This window comes from Psychroserpens ponticola (genome assembly GCF_023556315.2).
Lineage (GTDB): Bacteria > Bacteroidota > Bacteroidia > Flavobacteriales > Flavobacteriaceae > Psychroserpens > Psychroserpens ponticola.
In genome coordinates this window covers 1,855,149-1,872,584 of record NZ_CP116221.1, presented here as the reverse complement: position 1 = coordinate 1,872,584, position 17,436 = coordinate 1,855,149, and the positions used below count along the sequence as shown (strand labels likewise).

The window sequence follows — 17,436 nt, the reverse complement described above, 5'->3', positions numbered from 1 at the left end:
ATGAAAATCAGTTATTAATATTTTTTGATTTTCAGTTTTTTAACCATTTACTAAACGTTAATATGAAGTAATTATTTTCTTTCCGCAATTTGAGGGAATTACGCACAACGTGTTTGTGTATGGCTAGTTGCGTTGGCGAGAACTAAGTTAACAAAAGAAAACGAACCAGTAGGAAAATCTGCAGGATTTTCCGAGTACACACAAACTGAGCAATTGGTTATACACGTTGTTGGCATTTCGTTGTTTTTAGATTTAATATGTTTTTCAGAAGTCAATAAGAAAATTGATATATTTGGTCTTAAGTCATTTACATCTAAACTCAAATTATGAAAACAAAGTTACATTTTTTGGTATTATGCTTAATACTAGGCTTATTACCTATCCTTAATTTTAGCCAATGTCCAACTTCAAACATTACTTTAAGTTCTCAAGCAGAAGTAGATGCTTTTTCAACTAATTATCCAGATTGTACTATGTTAACTGATCGTTTAACTATAAGTGGTGCTGATATTACAGATTTAACAGCGTTATCAACTATTACTTATATTCCAAATTTGAGGATTTTGGACAATCCATTATTAACAGAATTAGATGGATTACATAATTTACAATCTTTAATCTCAAATAATACTGCTTTGCAATTAGAAGACAATCCTTTACTAACTAACCTTACTGTATTTACAGGTCTAACTTCATTGAGTCATTTGCATATTCAAGGCTGTTCTTCACTAGTAAATTTAGAAGGATTAAATTTTGTTACAGATTTTGATCCCAATGGAATAGGTGGAGGAGGTTTTACGGGACTTAAAATCGATGATAATATTTCGTTGACAGATATAAGTGCTCTAACAAATATATCAAATGCCAATATTGATATTGGGTTGTATGCTTTTTTCATTATTATATCTAACAATCCTGTTTTGGGTAGTTTAAATGGGTTGCAAGCATTCGATGGAGTCTATGACTTTTTGCAAATAATAAATAACGATTCTTTAATTAATTTAACAGGATTAAGTGACAATTTTGGCGTTTCTGACCAAGATTTTGTAATTTCAAATAATGATTTATTACAAAGCTTAGGAGATATTGGAGGAGGTGGTATTTCTCAATTAGTTATAGACAATAACCCCTTACTTGATGATATTTCTGCATTTAATAACTTTTCAACAACATTTGGTCCTTTCCTAAAAATCACCAATAATCCGAATTTGTCTATATGTGAAAATAATCTTTTTTGTGCTTCCATTAATCGATTACAAGAGCCTGATTTTATAGACCTATATCCTCTTTTCATAATTGAAAACAATGCTGAAAGTTGTAGTAGTGTTGGAGAAGTGGCTTTTGCTTGTGGATTTGTACCTTTTAACGATGAGTGTGATAATGCATTCTCGCTTACGATTGGACAACAATTACAAGCATATGATGACCTTTCTACAACTTCGATTCAAATACCAAGTTGTAATGATGTTAATAGACTTGATGTATGGTTTAAGGTCAATTCTGAATCTTTTAACAATTTGGATATTATTGCAGAATCTAGTTATAATTTACAGCTTTGGGAAGGTGATTGTTCAAATTTAACCCAAGTGATTAATGCTTGTGCTGAAAATGCATTATTGGATATTCCTGTAACGACAAATACAGATTATTATATACAAGTTTGGTCAGATTCTGAAACAGATAGAGCAACAGGATTATTTGATATTTTAGTTCAAAACGCTACATTAACAATTGAAGATTTTACATTTAAAGATTTTACTTTATACCCAAATCCAACTAGCAACATTTTGAATTTAAAATCTAATAAGAAAATGGATTTTGTAAGAGTATATAATCTTTTAGGTCAACAAATTTCTAGTTCCAAGCCTAATTCACTGGTGGAAGAAATCAATATGTCAGAATTAAATTCAGGAATGTATTTAATTTCTGTTGAAATTGATGGCAATTCAGTTGTTTACAGAGTTATGAAAGAATAATTTTAATGAGATATTTTTGTAATTTGAAATATTGTTAAAATTATTATTCACAATGAATGCCAACGTGTTTGTGTATGGCTTGTTGCGTTGGCGAGAACTAAGTTAACAAAAGAAACCGAACCAGTAGGAAATTCCGATAGGAATTTCCGAGTACACACAAACCAAGCAATTGGTTATACACGTTGTTGTATGTAGTTTTTATTCATTAACATATTTGATGCTTGGTCTTTTCTTAAATAGTTTTAACTCCTCATCTATGAAAACAACTCCATTTAAATCCATTCTGATTTTTCTTTCATTGTCATTACCAAAAACAAAAATATCTAAAAGGAATTTTTCTTTTAAATCCGTAATTATTTGAGTTTTGGATTTTGGCCAATTAATAATTGAGTCTTTTCCTGGTTTTGGGAAAACAATATCATAAGTAATACTATCGATTTTTGAATTATTCCACTGAAACTCGCTAAAAGTAATTTCTAAATCATATTCTGCGAGGTTTATATGTTCTTCTTGCTTCTCGATAGTAAAATCTATAAACTCATTTAATTGGTCATTACCTGAATTATCGCTTCTAAATTCTTTTAATAATTTTCTTAATTCTGATTTGGTCAGATATAAATTTTTCTGATCGTTTAAATCTGTTTTATAAGTTTGATAAACAGATTTGCCAAACTCTTGAATCGTTTGTTTTTTTTGTTGACAGGAAACACCAAGAAAGAACAAAAAAAGAAGTAATAAATTTAGTTTATTCATTTGTTTTTAATGTTTCATCAATTTCTCAAATTACATACAACGTGTTTGTGTATGCTTAGTTGCGTGTTTGAGCAACTAATTTAGTAAACAAAAACGAACGCGAGAAAATTCCGAAGGAATTTTCCAAATAAGCACTTGCCAAAGCAATTAATTATACACGGTGTTGCCAGTAGTTTTTATTTCACTGTAAATACTTCATTAATAGGAATATCTATTTTTTTGTTTCCTTCATAAAATCTGAATATTCCATTTATTCTGTAGGTTCCTTTTTGCAATGAATCAAATTCAAAATCAACAAAAGAGTAACGTTCTTTCAATGTGTACTCGACTTTTTTTTCTCTTCCATTAAATTCAATTTTATTGACGATAATATGTCTGTTTTTTATTTTATACAGTTCGAGATTAGATGTTAAAGAAACTTTGATACCGTTATCTCCTATTTTAGAAGAGTATGAGTTTATTTTTGCAGTAATAAGTTTGTCAGACGCGTATGTCGTTCTGTTTGCATATTCAAAAGCATAGGTCATAGCAATCGAAAGTCTATTCTTTATATAGTTAAGATTTAATTCATTAGAATTAGATTTTATTGGCTTAAATTCGGATGATAAATAATCTTTTCTATTATTCACTATTTTTGGAATTGCATTTAAGATTTTGTTGTATTCAGAAGTTATTTCTTCTAGATTACTGTCTTTATTCGAGATTGCTTTATCTATATTAGAAATAAGCAATTGAAACCTTGAATCTAATTGATTTAACTCATCGATTTTTCGTGAAGGTTGTTCTTCAATTTTCAAATAGTATTCTCTCTTGTATCGATTTAGAACTTTATTACTGAATTCATAATTTGCTTGATAAAATGAATTATCAGATATTTCTTCTTGTTGATTTTTGCAAGAGAAGAAAGTGAAAATGGCTAAAAAATAAACTAAAAATCGGTTTTTCATTTAATCAATAAACATCAATGTTTTCGGTTCAGTCAAATTACTGGCAACGTGTTTGTGTATGATTAGTGGCGTGTTTAAGCACCTAATTTAACAAATAAAAACCGAATAGAAAATCCGCGAGGATTTTCGTAAGTAGGCGAGAACTAGCCATTAATTATACACGGTGTTGCCAGTAGTTATTTTTCCGAATCAAAATCCGTATTCAGTTTGTTTAATCAGATACTGAATTGCATCTTTTTGACTTTCTCCTTTTTTCAAAACATCCATTATTTTTAGAGTATTCTGTTTGATTTCAGCACTTTGTGAACCATATCCAGCAGTTAAATATCTTTTCATATAATAATCAATGTAGTAAAACTGTTTTTTAGTAATATCGAAAAAGGCGTAATTTCCCTCTCCATTTTGTCCGATAACGTACTTGTCAGTTTTTTTAACGGTTGAAAATGATGTCATTCTTTGTCCGCCACTTGCATTAAATCCTAATTCTTTTTCGTCATATTGAACAGTCAGTTTATAATCTCCCGGAATTGAAGTCATTCCATTTTTTTGACTACAACTATAATATTCAGTTCCGTTAGTTGATGCTGTCTTTTGAGCAAAAAGTGAATTTCCTACAAATGTTAGTAATGCAATAAAAAGTATTTTTTTCATATTCGTATTTTAGTTTTTCTGATATATTTTATTCAATTCCGTTCTAAATTCTCTTAATTTGGTAATATCGTTGAGTTTGAATTTCTTTGATTTAACCATCTTTAAATATTCTATATAATATGTAACGAAAGCCTCAAGAGGAACAACAGTTTTCCCTGGACTATTTGCTATTAACGTTTCATATTCCTTAACAGCCATTTCATACGCTATTCTCGTTAAATCTCTATTTACTTGATTTCGCTGTTGTATCCAAGTTGTTAAAATAGAAATTGAACCACCAATTAAAGCACCTAAAATCACAGCTATTTCAGTCGTTATTTCCATTTGTTCAATGTTTAGTTACGGTTTTTTTTTAATTACTGGCAACGTGTTTGTGTATGGCTAGTTGCGTTGGCGAGAACTAAGTTAACAAAAATGAACTAACCAATAGGAAATTCCGATAGGAATTTCCGAGTACACACAAACCAAGCAATTGGTTATACACGTTGTTACCTGCTGGCTTTTAATTTCTTTACCTATGTCAATCCTTTTTTTTCAACACCATAATATTTTTCTCTGTATCCAAATTAGGAATATATTTTTTAGTGTCAAGCATTTTTTCAACCTCTAATTTTGTTAATATTTTACCATTTTCATCTTTCCAAACAATTGATTCACTCAAACGTAAAGTTGTTCCATTTTTTTCTTTCTTAATTGTGTATGCCTTTTTGAATATCAATTCGTATAATAATTCGTCTAATTTTTTGCTTCTCAAATTTCGAGCAATTATTATCCCATTTTTATCGATAAGAATATTATCTGGAATACCATTTACAGCATAAATTAGAGAGGCTTTATTATTTGTTCCTTCTAAATCGCTTACGTGTTTCCAGTTCAAGTTGTCTTTTTTTATAGCTTTTATCCAATTTTCTTTATTCTCATCTAAAGAAACTGCAAAAATCTCAAAATTAGATTCTATATATTTATTATAAACTTTAACTAATTCTGGGTTTTCTTCACGACAAGGAAGACACCACGAAGCCCAAAATTCAAGAAGAACATATTTCCCATCAAGTTCAGATAATTGTTTTTGTATACCGTTTTGATTATTCATTGAAAAATCAACGTACTTTTCTCCTATTTGAGGGGTTTTAGTGATGTTCAAATCTAAATAGTCAGATATTATTTTTCCATATTGTGATTGTCTATTTTTAATGGAAAATTTATTAAATAGTTTTTCTGACTCTTCATGTCCAAATGCCTTTGCCATAATAGATAAGTTATGAGCACTTATTATATTATTTGGATTGTTTTTTATAAACTCTAACTCGAACGCAACTATTTCTTCATAGGATTTTAGTTCCTTATATTTACTCTTTAATGATGTAGCTAATCTGTCTGTAATTGAGCCATTTATAATTGCATTCTCAAAATTTGAATTGCTAGAATCAAAAGTCATATTTTTGTTTTCAACCCATATTGTTTTTGCAGTAGAACCATCTCTCCAAAGAATTAGTTTCGCTGGAAAATAGGTCAGTTGAGTATTAAAAACAAAAGTGTTGTCAAGGACTTTTACTGAATCAATGAATTTGTTTGATAATGGATTTTGTAATAGTAAGATTGTTCCATTGACTAAATTTTTAGTTTTTCCATTAATTGAAAACTTGCTGTCATTTTGTCCAAAACAAGAGTTTGTTATTAATGAGATAAGAAATAATTTTATCACTAAATTTTTTTTCATAGTTCTGATTTTCAGCTTGCAGGTAACGTGTTTGTGTATGATTTCGTTGCGTGTTTCAGCAACTAAATTAGTAAACAAAAACGAACCAGAGGAAATTCCGAAGGAATTTCCAAGTAGGTGAGTACTAGCAATGAATTATACACGTTGTTGTAGCACGTTATTATCAGATTAATAATTTTTTACAAACTCATAAATAGGATCAATTCCTTTTTTATAATCATCAAATGTTCTTATTATTTCAATATCTGGTTTTATGGTATTATCAATACCTTTATATAAATTATGATATTTTGTTGAATAATTTAATTTAATATTAGAATACGGAAGATAAAAAGACTTAATATTACCATAATGATTTGGCATACCTGATGTTTCTTCACCAATGACTGTAGCATTTGTAAAATGTTTAAATGCAAGAGTATTGAGTATAGCTGAAGAATAAGTTCTTTGTCCAACAACAACAAATAACTTGTCTTTTTGGTTAAGAGATTTGTTTACACGAATTTGTCTAATTAGATTCTTAATTATTGATGAATTACCACCTGTATTGAATCTCATGTCAAAAATTAGTTTTTTAACTTTTTTAGTTTCTATTGTATTCAATATTTTTTGTTCAAACTTCTTGTACGAAGGGTATTTTGTTGCTTCTAATTTATTACCTGTTGCTAAAACAGATTCTTTACTAATGCATTTATTATATTGGATGTAGTATATTTTATCTTTTTCATAATATTTTTCCTTAAAAATGTTTCCTTTACCTTCTATATAATATGGTCTTAATCCATCTATTTTTGTGCTTATTCTAGTTTTTTTGTCATATCTTTCTGTCGCCACATTTTCAAATGACAATTGATTTTTACTGTTTTCAAAACCAATTCTGTAAATAGAATCTGAAGACTTTGAAAAACCAAAATAGTCAAGAAGCTTTTTGTTGTTTATTAATCGAATCGTTCCTTTCTTAATTGTTGCATTATTATCATTAGAAAATATAGTTTTTATACTATCAATAATTGTTTTAATATGGTATTCATTTATTGAGACCATTTTTTTGTCAAGAATTTCGTAATTATCTTTTGAAGTACTTACAACGTGTATATCTTCCCCAAACCAAGTGCAATTAATTGGAATATTCTTTTGGATATTCAAAAATTTGGAAATGTTTATAGTTGTATGAGAATCTCCAATTTTGGCAAGCAATTGACTCAATTTCATTGTAGTTTCAAAATCTGAATCAGAATCTAATTTTGAAATGATTTCTTCAATTCCTTCTTCAAACTCATTTTTTGTTAATTTAAAAAATAGGTTAATATGTTTTTTTTGTAATTCGGATTTCAAAAAATTAAGGTCAGTAGTCCAATCTTCCGTTTTTATTTCTTGGCAGAATGATAAAGTACTTAATAATATTATTATAAATAAGGTTAAAATCTTCTTCATGTTCAATTTGAGTTTTTTTTTAATGTGCTACAACGGTTTTGTGTATGATTAGTTGCGTTGTTTAAGCAACTAATTTAGTAAATAAAACACAGATAGAATATTCCGCAGGAATATTCGTAAGTAGGCTAGACCTAGCAATTAAATATACACGTTGTTGTGCCTAGTTATTATAAAATTCAACCGATTCTTTTATTAATTCAGTCAAAATATTAATATTATCTGTGACTTGTTTAGGTGTAACAGTTACTTGTAAATTTCTTTTATTCGCAGTAGATGTTATTCCTAAATCATCAAGTTTCTCAATCCATTCTTCTTTGTTCATAAGTTCAAAATAGATATGAGTAAATTGTTTCTTTGGTTTAAAATGTATGAAGTTTCTTGATTTGAAACCATCATTAAGTCCAATATAATACTTATTATAATTTAATTGTTGCGAACTGTCTAGATTGCTATTTAAGATTTCAAGAAGTTTGTCAACTATTTCTACTGTTTTTTTAGTTGCTCTTTTATTCCAATAATCTCTATTAGTTTCTACTAATTTAGCTTCTACTGTATCATCTCTTCTCAATGCAAATTGGTTCATTACTGTCACGAAGTCTAGGACAATTTTATTTCCAACTTTTAAAGCATTTAGTTGAATTGCAATTAATGGAATGTGACCATTAAACAAACTTAAAACGTTTAAAAATCTACTTGTTATATCTTCAGCTACAATTACAGCACAATGTTCATAATGTGGATATCTTTTCTTTTCAATATCCCAATATTCAAGACATCTAATTATATGACTAGCATCTAATTCGCCAAGCATAATTTCTACTTCGTATCTTTTTTCGTTTTGTGTATCTGCAAGAAGTAAATCAAGTCTTCCAGATTTATGTTTTCTTTCCCGTTCAATTAAATCTAGTTCTCCAAGTCCTAAAATTTGAGGGTTTTCAGCGATTTTATTTTGAAGCCAATCTTCATTAAAATCTGGACTGTTTTTTAATGAAAGTTTTTCGGCAAATGTGAATTCAAGTTTACTCATTTTATGTTTTTGGTCGGTTTTCGTTAATTAGGCACAACGTGTTTGTGTATGGCTTGTTGCGTTGGCAGGAACTAAGTTAGCAAAATAAACCGAACCAATAGGAAAATCCGCTAGGATTTTCCGAGTACACACAGACTGAGCAATTGGTTATACACGTTGTTGGCAAATCGTTTTTTAATTATTCTCAAACTTTATGATTCTATTTGACGATTTTTTCATCTAAATAAATCAATCTTTCTCTGTAATAGATTGAATCATTTTTAAGTAAATCTGCATACTCTTTAATTATACCTCTAAGATTAAAATTTAATTTTTCTCTTTTATGTTTAACTTTATATTCGATATCAACTTTATTATTAGTAAAAAAAATGGTATCTAAAACAACTTCATCAATATTTGAGAATTCTTTGTTAAGCTTTTCATTATGTAGTAAAATCACATTAGCATTTTCAGCAATTAATGGTTTATATTTTATAGAAATGTCTATTGTTTTTTCTTTTAGTTTAACTGAGTATTTAAACTTATAATTACTACCATATTCATGTATAGTATCTCCTGACTTATCGAAAAACCATCCTTGATTTAAATATTGCTTGCCATCAATATTTTTATATTGCATGATCTTATCTATTTTTTGGTTTTTATATAATTTCCATTTACCTGTTTTTTGCGTTTTAAACATATGACCTTCACTTGTAATATAGCTATTATCATAATTTTTAACATAGATACTATCTATCGAATTTTTGTTTCTATAAATAGCTGTTTTTATTGTGTTAGATTTTAAGCTATCGTAAACTATAGTTGAATCAATTTCAACATTATTTCTAAATAATTGAATAGATTTAATATTACCATTCTCGTAATATTTTATATATTTCCCTTCTAGTATTCCATTTTTTGTTTTTTGATATTCAGCTTTTAGATTTCCATTGTCGAAGTATTCTTTTTTGTTTTTTAAGCAAGAAACAAAAAAGACACAAACAAATAATATTGAAAAAATTAAATTCAGTTTTATTCTATTCATTTGCTTTTGGTTTTTGTTTTAAGTGGATTTCTAAATGTTTGCCAACGATTTTGTGTATGATTAGTTACGGAAAAGGACGTAAGTCATTTTCCGATTAGCAGCTAAGTTAATTAATTATTGTGAATTTCCGATTGGAAATTCCGCAGTAATTAATTATACACGTTGTTAGCAACTGTAGTGCAGCACAAGTCATTGGTGAATCACAGAACTAGCTATATACTTCACAGCAACCGAAAGAGAATGCTATAACTAACATTAGCTGATACTCCCAAGAAACCGTTGATTTGGAAAAAGAGAAAAGTCCATAATAGCATTTAGGTTGCACCACAGGAATACTAACGAACACCTTTTTTGGATTTTAGAACGATACAGAACGCTATCGATAATTCGGCTGACTTATGAAAAAACAATTTTAAATGATAAAACATATTATTCTAAAAATAAATTGTTTGCCATTTAAGTGATCAATTTTCTTGAGAGTTTTCTAGCTATAACTTAATAAACAAAACCAAACCAAAAAGCGTTTAGTTCTCCAAAAAATGATAAAGCGAAAATCTTAAATGAGAAATTTGAGATTTTTGTATTAATAACAATAGTTCAAATAGAGTAGTACTGTTGAATTTTTGCACTATTGTTGTTAACGTGTTTGTGTATGGCTCAGTTGCGCTGGCTAGGACTAAGTTAGTAAAAAGGAACCGAACCAATAGGAAAATCCGCTAGGATTTTCCGAGTACACACAAACCAAGCAATTGGTTATACACGTTGTTAGGTGCAGTTTTTATTATTCAGATATTATTTTTGATTCCATATTGTTCTTGTTTTCCCAATTAATAATTATTTCTTGTTCTTCTTTTACTTTTTCCTTTAAGAATTGTTCAAATTCCAATTTTAAGGTATTATAATTAGATATTTTTGTGGATTTTGGAAATGTTAATTTATCTAAAAACAATAATGCATTTTCAATTAAATATATTGGTTGTATATAACCAGTATGTATAAATTGATTTGTCCATTTTTCAATTTTTAGAATTGTATCAACTTCAATAGGAAGTTGAATTCTTTTGAAGTTAATTTGGTCATTTTTGATAAATTCCCACGCAATTTGTGTTTTTATTTTTCTAATTCTATCTCCATTTTCATCTGTTATAGAATTAAAACCTAAAATTTTCTTACCAGCAACCTCAATCATCAATCTAATTGTAAATACAGAATAAGAAAAAAAGTCTCTATAATGAATTGAATCAGTTCCAAAGTGTTTTATAAATAATATGATTGACCCATTTTCAAATACATCTCTTGTGGATGAACCTATAGAAGAACCCATAGAATAATTTAATGTTTTATTATTATATTTAAATTCAGCGTATTTGACTAATTCATAAACATCAAATGAAAAAATAAAAAGAAAATCAGAAAAGTCATTTATTGAACCATTAGTCTTACCTATATTAAACCTATTTACAACTCCAGTTTCAATTCCTTTTTTTATTCTTTCTAATGTTTTTAAAGATGCGAATAATTGTTTTTTGAATACAGCTTCTGATTGTTTTTCTGTGAATTTTTTTCTAAATATATCTACTGATAATTGTCGTTCAGTAAATGTCTTTTTCTTTAAAACGCTTTTTACTAATTCAGAATAATAGTCATAGAATTTGTAAAATGCCTGTTCTTTTTGACTTTCGTCTTTTTTCTCATTTTTAATTATAGAAGAAAAATCATTTAGGTTCATTTATTTAGTTTTTCAGAGTTTGCTTGGTAATTGCACCTAACGTGTTTGTGTATGGCTTGTTGCGTTGGCAAGAACTAAGTTAACAAAATAAATCGAACCATTAGGAAAATCCGATAGGATTTTCCGAGTACACACAAACTGAGCAATTGGTTATACACGTTGTTGTACAACGTTTTCTATTATTGATAAAGAATGATTTTATTCCATTTTTTATTTTCTGCAACTTTAGTTTTTAGTCCTTTTTTCAAGTTCGGATTCAGCTTTATCTCTTGATTGTGTCCAACTTCTACGAGCTTTATTAGCATTAACCCAATTTTCCATTTTATCACAAGCTTGAATCCAAGTTTCAAGCTCTTGATTTGTCATATCATTAACTTTCTTTCCTCTGAGTCGTTCTTGTTGTTTAGTAAGTGGGTTTTTCATTCAAATTATTGTTCAGATTTTGGATATTGAATATCGTTACTGAGATTTTGCTTTTCAAGAGTTAACTCTATCAGATTATCTTCAACTAAATCGTTTAGAACAGAAATGATTGTAATATCTAATTCTTTTGGAATTGGTGTCTTTCGATTATAACTTGAAGCCATTTTATAAACAAATTCTGAAACAGTAATTTGTCCATTTGCTTCTAAATAAATTAATTGAGGCCAAGGATCCATTGTAACAACTCTTGGCGAATTTTTATCAAAGACATGAATCATTTTATTATCCATCCAATCCCAAGGAGATAAACGACTAAAGTATTTGTCCTTAAATTCTGAATTTTGTAAAATTTCAAATGATGGAATTTCTTTTTTTTGTGTTCTAAATAAGTTCAGCATTTGAGTTTTCTTAATGTTGTACAACGGTTTTGTGTATGGCTTGTTGCGTTGGCAGGAACTAAGTTAACAAAAGAAACCGAATCAGTAGGAAATTCCGCTAGGAATTTCCGAGTACACACAAACCAAGCAATTGGTTATACACGTTGTTACCACACGTTTTTTATTTCAATTGCTTTTAGTTTCTTTTCATTCCTTGTTTTCTCAATAATCAAATCGACTCTTTTTTGAAAATCCGTAATGTTATTCAGTTCAGTTTTTAAATTAGAAACTCTGTCTTTTAATTTATTTGCCCAAGCTACATCATGATCTGTCTTTAATATCAAATCAAAATATTGTTCAGCATTTTTTTGATCATTTTTTAATCCGCAAATAATTGCTCGGTGATAATTTCCCCAAAGACTGTCACTTGCAAATTTGTGATTCAGAATTGTATTTGTTCCAGTTTCTAAATTCGCTAATTTTTCTCGAAACCCTAACGTTCGTTTTAAAGCTAATTCCACAAGAGAATTCATTTTGATTTCAAATTGTTCTTCAGTCTCAAAATCTATAAATTCAGATTCTCTATCTCCAATATCAAAAGAGAGATAATCTTTTTCGTACCAATGAAAATTTACAGCAACATTTAAGCAAGTTCCTTGTCTATTACTAAAAGGTTGGAACTCGATAATTGTAGTGAACCAATAGTGGTCATCTAACCAAATTCTTGATTGACCTTTGCGAACAATTCCATACTCTTTAAAAAATCCGCGAGCAATCTTGTTTATTATTTTACTATGAATTGGTGTAGGCATTTCTTAAATGTGTGGTAACGTGTTTGTGTATGCTTAGTTGCGTGTTTGAGCAACTAATTTAGTAAATAAAAAACGAATAGAATATTCCGCAGGAATATTCGTAAGTAGGCTAGACCTAGCAATTAAATATACACGGTGTTGGCAAATCGTTTTTTATTCCACCATTGGTTTTATAATACTGGTTTTTTTCTTTCCTATTAAACCTATTTCTATTCCAATATTGATAAGAAATGTAATCGGAAATAATATTGTTCCTATGCAACCAAAGTTAAAATCTGTCAATATTTTAATTCCAACTTTTGGTTTCATTCCTTCTCTAGTAACTGATTTGAAAACTTTCCCAAATAAGGAATAATCAGTACAAGTCCAGCCTTTTTTCAGAGGAGTTTCGAGAACCTTATTTACGTAATCAATATTTTCTTGATTAAATTTCCCGCGTTTTGGTCCGTTGCCTCCTAATAATTCTCCAGACCAACCATTTACTTTAGAATTATGAAATTGGATATCGTCAATTGTAAGCCAATCTTTATCTGGATATATGAAACTAATTTCCGTTTTACTTCCTTTCGCAGTTACGTTATATACTCCGTTGGATAACACATTAGTTTTATCGTCAATTGTATAAATTGATTGGTCAGAAAATTTTCTTTCCAAATAATCTTTCCAATTTTTAATTTCATTATCGATTTTCATCAAATGTTTGCCAACGGTTTTGTGTATGATTTCGTTGCGTGTATAAGCACTAAAGTTAGCAAATAAATCACAGATAGAAAGTCCGCGAGGACTTTCGTAAGTGGGCTATAACTAGCAATGAATTATACACGGTGTTAGCCACAGTACTTTTATCGGATTATCTCTAAAATCTTTTCTTTTTCAGACCATTTTATTGGTTCCTGCGTAGTTTTTTCATTTAATAAATCCATCATACTGCTCAATCTTTCGGGTTGATAACCGACAGCTTGGTCATTAATAATTGAAACTTTTTCCCGAATGAAACTTCTATATTTCGATTTTTCTGAAATCTCAAAATTCACGATAGTTTTTCTTAAATCATTCGTGAAATAATATGAACTACTTCCAGTCACATAAGAAACTAAAAAGATGTCAGAGTTTTTTGTAATTAAGGCATTAAATCTTATATTTTGAAAATCATCTAAAGACTTTTGAAGTTTTACATTGTCGTTATAATTTACTTTCAAAAAAGTATTTGCGTCTTTTCTAAATGTCTCTCTTTCTTTTTCTTCTTTCTCGTCTTTATATCTAATTCCTAAAGAATTTACTGCTCCAACAATAAAGTTGGCTAAATCATAAACATTTGCTGGAATATCTCTTGGATTTGAACAAGTTTTAAAATAATGTAAAGTTCCAGCTTTGTCAGAGGTTGTAGAAATCTCAAAACTCTCTTGATAATAAGTGAAAATACGCTCAATTATATCATCAGATTCTTCGCTAATACTTACATCATAATAATTTAAGTCAGTCCATCCAGCATCTGAAATCACATATTTACCTTTAATTTCTTTTATGAAAACAGAAACAAATTTATTGTTTAAAGTCGTAAATGGCGTGATTACCTCTAAACTCTCTCCTCGCAATTTATAAGTTGTAAGAGAGCAGAAATCATCTTTGATTGTTTTGAATATGTCTAACAATTTATCCATTCCGCTAATCTAAAAAATCAATTCCATTTAATGGGTCAGTCTTTGGTTCAATTTCAAATAATTCTGGCTCATTAACTTTTATTTCTGGGTATTCTGTTTTTCCATTTGTTTTGATATTTGTTTCTTGGAAAAAATGACTTATTCCAAAATCTAAATTCTCGACAATTGCTTTTGCGTCTTTCTCACTTTTCAGAGTATCACTTTTATAAGCAAATTCTTGTCCTTTCTCATCGTAAGTATTAAAATGTGGTGTCGTAATTATTTGTTCAGATAATGGTAATTCCGTTTTGTTCCTATGAGCAGGTCCATCTGAATCAAATCTGAAATATGGTTTTTCTGTAAAATTCGGACAATGTAATTTAATTCCATATTTGTATAATGATAGTTTTTTTTCAACTATCAAAGTGATATTTTCATCAATTGTAGAATGGTCAATTTTCGTTGACTGTTTTAACCAATCTCTATTATTTCTTTTCGGTTCGAGAACAATTGGATTGGTAGCGAGATTCTTTTCTTCATACGATAACTCTTGGAAATACTCGTAATTATCTCTAATATCTAAATTCAGTTTACTCATTCGGTATTTTCGTTTTTCGTATTGTGGCTAACGGTTTTGTGTATGAAACGTAGCGTGTAAAAAGGTACTACTTTTCGGATAAACACAGAGCCGAATTTTTATATTTTGTTTTTAACTTATCAATCTTAAAAGCCAAATTTAAAAATTTGGCGGACTTTGAAAATAAACACAAACCTCTCGGAAAGCTTTTACTAGCTATGTTTTATACACGGTGTTGGCAACAGTATTTTATTTCTTTTTGTTCATTTCTATAACTCCAAAGACACTTTCATATCCAAATTTTTGATAAGCAACTATTCCTTTGTAAACATTAATCTCATAGTTTTCTAATTGAGGATTGATTGTATTTAATTTTCTTTCAAGTTTTTTATTCCGTTTTGGTTCTCTTTCTAAAAGTCCGTAAGAATTAGTTAATCCAGAATCTAACTTATATTCCTTTCCGTTTATAATATATGTCAAATAATGTTTCTTTTTAAAGTCATTGTTTAAAACATATACTAATCCATTATTTTGGTCAAGAATCGCTTTATTATCTAATTTAAAATTCAGGTCTTTTATGAAATTTGCAAATCCATTATTTGCTAAATCTAAACTGTCAGAATGTTTTAATTCCGATTTATAGATTTTCAAAACTCTATTTTCTTTTTTATAGTTAAAAGTCATCCTGAACTGTTTTGACATATGCCTTTGAATAGAACTTAATTCAAGTGTTGAGTCATTTTTAAATTCTAAAAGATGGTTGTTTATTAAACTGTCAGAGGAAATTCCGTAGTATATTTTATTCAGTTTCTGAGAATAACAAATATGTGTCATAAATGACATAATAATTAGTGAAATCAATATTCTTAACGGTTTTTTCATATTGTTGCCAACGGTTTTGTGTATGGCTAGTTGCGTTGGCGAGAACTAAGTTAGCAAAAAGAAACGAACCAGTAGGAAAATCCGTAGGATTTTCCGAGTACACACAAACTAGCAATTGGTTATACACGTTGTTGGCTACTGTTTTTTACCAACCTTCTAATAATTCAGTATGACTATTCATAGCATCACTTGAATAAAATTCAACCCTTTCTTTCCAAAATTCTCCATTCAGAACTTCGTCAATTCTTTTTTCTAACGTGCTGCCTTTAATGGTTTCATAATTCTTAATCTGTGTAAGTAATTCTATTACCTCTTCATTTTGATAGTATTTACCAACATAATATCTATGTTTTATGTTGTTGAATATAGTTGGGTATTCAAGAGTTTTTTTTGAGATTTCACCAACTTTATACTTTTCAAAACATTCAGATATAAATTCAATATAATTTTGGAATGAAAGTCCATTCATTGCACTTATTAGGAATTCCTTCTGTGCATCTGTTATGTTAGAACAATTTAGAAGAGATAAAACTTCATTTTGATATTCTGCAGCATTATCCAAAATTTCATCCCAATCATCATCGTATTCTCCATCGTCAAAAATATTGACATCTTTTTTGGTTGAAAAAATAAAGTTTGTTAAGTATGTTGAAGTACTATCGCAGGTTTTTTTTGAAGAATCTAATCCTAAAGAATTTTCGGTTCTGACTGTTTTTTCATCTGACTTTTTACAATTTGTGACAAAAAGTAGAATACAAATAAAATAAGATAATTGTTTCAATTTAGGTTTTTTAAATTGTTGCCAACGGTTTTGTGTATGATTAGTTACGGAAAATGGCGTAAGTCATTTTCCGATTAGCAGCTAAGTTAATTAATTATTGTGAATTTCCGATTGGAAATTCCGCAGTAATTAATTATACACGTTGTTAGCAACTGTAGTGCAGCACAAGTCATTGGTAAATTACAGAACTAGCTATATACTTCACAGCAACCGAAAGAGAATGCTATAACTAACATTAGCTGATACTCCCAAGAAACCGTTGATTTGGCAAAAGAGAAAAGTCCATAATAGCATTTAGGTTGTACCACAGGAATACTAACGAACACCTTTTTTGGATTTTAGAACGATACAGAACGCAAGCGATAATTCGACTGACTTACAAAAAACAATTTTAAATGATCGAAGATATTATCTTAAAAATAAATTGTTTACCATTGAAGTAAGAAATTATCTTGAGAGTTTCCTAGCTATAATTTAATAAACAAAAACAGACCATAAAAGCGTTTAGTTCTCCAAAAAATGATAAAGCGAAAATCTTAAATGAGAAATTTGAGATTTTTGTGTTAATAATAATAGTTCAAATAGAGTAGTGCTGTTGAATTTTTGCACTATTGTTGTTAACGGTCTTGTGTATGGCTAGTTGCGTTGGCGAGAACTAAGTTAACAAAAGAAAACGAACC

Annotated in this window: 18 protein-coding genes; 1 reads left to right on the top strand and 17 read right to left on the bottom strand. The window is 28.8% G+C overall.

What is annotated here, in order from left to right; all coding sequences use genetic code 11:
* Nucleotides 1-326: 326 nt before the first annotated feature.
* A complete protein-coding gene (locus MUN68_RS08305; protein ID WP_249997387.1) occupies nucleotides 327-1,976 on the top strand; it encodes a T9SS type A sorting domain-containing protein in 1,650 nt (549 codons plus the stop codon).
* A gap of 198 nt (nucleotides 1,977-2,174) precedes the next feature.
* Here MUN68_RS08305 and MUN68_RS08300 read toward each other — a convergent pair whose 3' ends face one another.
* The 17 genes from MUN68_RS08300 to MUN68_RS08220 all read right to left on the bottom strand — a co-directional run bounded on the left by MUN68_RS08300 (nucleotide 2,175) and on the right by MUN68_RS08220 (nucleotide 16,756).
* A complete protein-coding gene (locus MUN68_RS08300; RefSeq protein ID WP_249997386.1) occupies nucleotides 2,175-2,729 on the bottom strand; it encodes a hypothetical protein in 555 nt (184 codons plus the stop codon).
* 176 nt (nucleotides 2,730-2,905) lie between these two features.
* The gene (locus tag MUN68_RS08295) at nucleotides 2,906-3,676 is read right to left on the bottom strand and encodes a hypothetical protein (protein ID WP_249997385.1); all 771 of its coding nucleotides are present in this window, start codon (nucleotides 3,674-3,676) and stop codon (nucleotides 2,906-2,908) included.
* Nucleotides 3,677-3,865: 189 nt separating this feature from the next.
* A complete protein-coding gene (locus MUN68_RS08290) occupies nucleotides 3,866-4,327 on the bottom strand; it encodes a hypothetical protein (protein WP_249997384.1) in 462 nt (153 codons plus the stop codon).
* Between the two features lie 9 nt (nucleotides 4,328-4,336).
* Nucleotides 4,337-4,651 carry a hypothetical protein gene (locus tag MUN68_RS08285; protein WP_249997383.1) on the bottom strand — a complete coding sequence of 105 codons (315 nt, stop codon included), beginning with the start codon at nucleotides 4,649-4,651 and terminating at the stop codon, nucleotides 4,337-4,339.
* A 196-nt stretch (nucleotides 4,652-4,847) separates the two neighbouring features.
* Nucleotides 4,848-6,047, bottom strand: a complete 1,200-nt coding sequence (locus MUN68_RS08280; RefSeq protein ID WP_249997382.1) for a TlpA disulfide reductase family protein — start codon at nucleotides 6,045-6,047, stop codon at nucleotides 4,848-4,850.
* 168 nt (nucleotides 6,048-6,215) lie between these two features.
* Nucleotides 6,216-7,481: a S41 family peptidase gene (locus MUN68_RS08275; protein WP_249997381.1), complete on the bottom strand. Its 1,266-nt coding sequence runs from the start codon at nucleotides 7,479-7,481 to the stop codon at nucleotides 6,216-6,218.
* A 160-nt stretch (nucleotides 7,482-7,641) separates the two neighbouring features.
* Nucleotides 7,642-8,508, bottom strand: a complete 867-nt coding sequence (locus tag MUN68_RS08270; RefSeq protein WP_249997380.1) for a hypothetical protein — start codon at nucleotides 8,506-8,508, stop codon at nucleotides 7,642-7,644.
* A gap of 199 nt (nucleotides 8,509-8,707) precedes the next feature.
* Entirely contained in the window at nucleotides 8,708-9,535 is an 828-nt protein-coding gene (locus tag MUN68_RS08265) for a toxin-antitoxin system YwqK family antitoxin (protein WP_249997379.1), read from the bottom strand.
* Nucleotides 9,536-10,316: 781 nt separating this feature from the next.
* The gene (locus MUN68_RS08260) at nucleotides 10,317-11,264 is read right to left on the bottom strand and encodes a hypothetical protein (protein ID WP_249997445.1); all 948 of its coding nucleotides are present in this window, start codon (nucleotides 11,262-11,264) and stop codon (nucleotides 10,317-10,319) included.
* Nucleotides 11,265-11,489: 225 nt separating this feature from the next.
* On the bottom strand, nucleotides 11,490-11,687 hold the full coding sequence (locus MUN68_RS08255) for a hypothetical protein (RefSeq protein ID WP_249997443.1): 198 nt from the start codon (nucleotides 11,685-11,687) through the stop codon (nucleotides 11,490-11,492).
* A gap of 5 nt (nucleotides 11,688-11,692) precedes the next feature.
* Nucleotides 11,693-12,085, bottom strand: coding sequence for a hypothetical protein (locus tag MUN68_RS08250; RefSeq protein WP_249997441.1), 393 nt, complete (start codon nucleotides 12,083-12,085; stop codon nucleotides 11,693-11,695).
* Between the two features lie 146 nt (nucleotides 12,086-12,231).
* Nucleotides 12,232-12,876 (bottom strand): hypothetical protein, encoded by a 645-nt coding sequence (locus MUN68_RS08245; protein ID WP_249997439.1) that lies wholly within the window; start codon nucleotides 12,874-12,876, stop codon nucleotides 12,232-12,234.
* 153 nt (nucleotides 12,877-13,029) lie between these two features.
* Nucleotides 13,030-13,569: a hypothetical protein gene (locus tag MUN68_RS08240; protein ID WP_249997437.1), complete on the bottom strand. Its 540-nt coding sequence runs from the start codon at nucleotides 13,567-13,569 to the stop codon at nucleotides 13,030-13,032.
* A gap of 149 nt (nucleotides 13,570-13,718) precedes the next feature.
* Nucleotides 13,719-14,537: a hypothetical protein gene (locus MUN68_RS08235; protein ID WP_249997435.1), complete on the bottom strand. Its 819-nt coding sequence runs from the start codon at nucleotides 14,535-14,537 to the stop codon at nucleotides 13,719-13,721.
* 4 nt (nucleotides 14,538-14,541) lie between these two features.
* A complete protein-coding gene (locus MUN68_RS08230; protein ID WP_249997433.1) occupies nucleotides 14,542-15,114 on the bottom strand; it encodes a hypothetical protein in 573 nt (190 codons plus the stop codon).
* A gap of 228 nt (nucleotides 15,115-15,342) precedes the next feature.
* Nucleotides 15,343-15,777 (bottom strand): hypothetical protein, encoded by a 435-nt coding sequence (locus MUN68_RS08225; RefSeq protein ID WP_249997431.1) that lies wholly within the window; start codon nucleotides 15,775-15,777, stop codon nucleotides 15,343-15,345.
* Between the two features lie 343 nt (nucleotides 15,778-16,120).
* The gene (locus MUN68_RS08220; RefSeq protein ID WP_249997429.1) at nucleotides 16,121-16,756 is read right to left on the bottom strand and encodes a hypothetical protein; all 636 of its coding nucleotides are present in this window, start codon (nucleotides 16,754-16,756) and stop codon (nucleotides 16,121-16,123) included.
* Nucleotides 16,757-17,436: the final 680 nt, after the last annotated feature.

Bases quoted from the DNA above. Each gene is read 5' to 3' on its own strand.
- MUN68_RS08305 (WP_249997387.1), top strand. From the start codon at position 327: ATGAAAACAAAGTTACATTTTTTGGTATTATGCTTAATACTAGGCTTA.
- MUN68_RS08300 (WP_249997386.1), bottom strand. From the start codon at position 2,729: ATGAATAAACTAAATTTATTACTTCTTTTTTTGTTCTTTCTTGGTGTT.
- MUN68_RS08295 (WP_249997385.1), bottom strand. From the start codon at position 3,676: ATGAAAAACCGATTTTTAGTTTATTTTTTAGCCATTTTCACTTTCTTC.
- MUN68_RS08290 (WP_249997384.1), bottom strand. From the start codon at position 4,327: ATGAAAAAAATACTTTTTATTGCATTACTAACATTTGTAGGAAATTCA.
- MUN68_RS08285 (WP_249997383.1), bottom strand. From the start codon at position 4,651: ATGGAAATAACGACTGAAATAGCTGTGATTTTAGGTGCTTTAATTGGT.
- MUN68_RS08280 (WP_249997382.1), bottom strand. From the start codon at position 6,047: ATGAAAAAAAATTTAGTGATAAAATTATTTCTTATCTCATTAATAACA.
- MUN68_RS08275 (WP_249997381.1), bottom strand. From the start codon at position 7,481: ATGAAGAAGATTTTAACCTTATTTATAATAATATTATTAAGTACTTTA.
- MUN68_RS08270 (WP_249997380.1), bottom strand. From the start codon at position 8,508: ATGAGTAAACTTGAATTCACATTTGCCGAAAAACTTTCATTAAAAAAC.
- MUN68_RS08265 (WP_249997379.1), bottom strand. From the start codon at position 9,535: ATGAATAGAATAAAACTGAATTTAATTTTTTCAATATTATTTGTTTGT.
- MUN68_RS08260 (WP_249997445.1), bottom strand. From the start codon at position 11,264: ATGAACCTAAATGATTTTTCTTCTATAATTAAAAATGAGAAAAAAGAC.
- MUN68_RS08255 (WP_249997443.1), bottom strand. From the start codon at position 11,687: ATGAAAAACCCACTTACTAAACAACAAGAACGACTCAGAGGAAAGAAA.
- MUN68_RS08250 (WP_249997441.1), bottom strand. From the start codon at position 12,085: ATGCTGAACTTATTTAGAACACAAAAAAAAGAAATTCCATCATTTGAA.
- MUN68_RS08245 (WP_249997439.1), bottom strand. From the start codon at position 12,876: ATGCCTACACCAATTCATAGTAAAATAATAAACAAGATTGCTCGCGGA.
- MUN68_RS08240 (WP_249997437.1), bottom strand. From the start codon at position 13,569: ATGAAAATCGATAATGAAATTAAAAATTGGAAAGATTATTTGGAAAGA.
- MUN68_RS08235 (WP_249997435.1), bottom strand. From the start codon at position 14,537: ATGGATAAATTGTTAGACATATTCAAAACAATCAAAGATGATTTCTGC.
- MUN68_RS08230 (WP_249997433.1), bottom strand. From the start codon at position 15,114: ATGAGTAAACTGAATTTAGATATTAGAGATAATTACGAGTATTTCCAA.
- MUN68_RS08225 (WP_249997431.1), bottom strand. From the start codon at position 15,777: ATGACTTTTAACTATAAAAAAGAAAATAGAGTTTTGAAAATCTATAAA.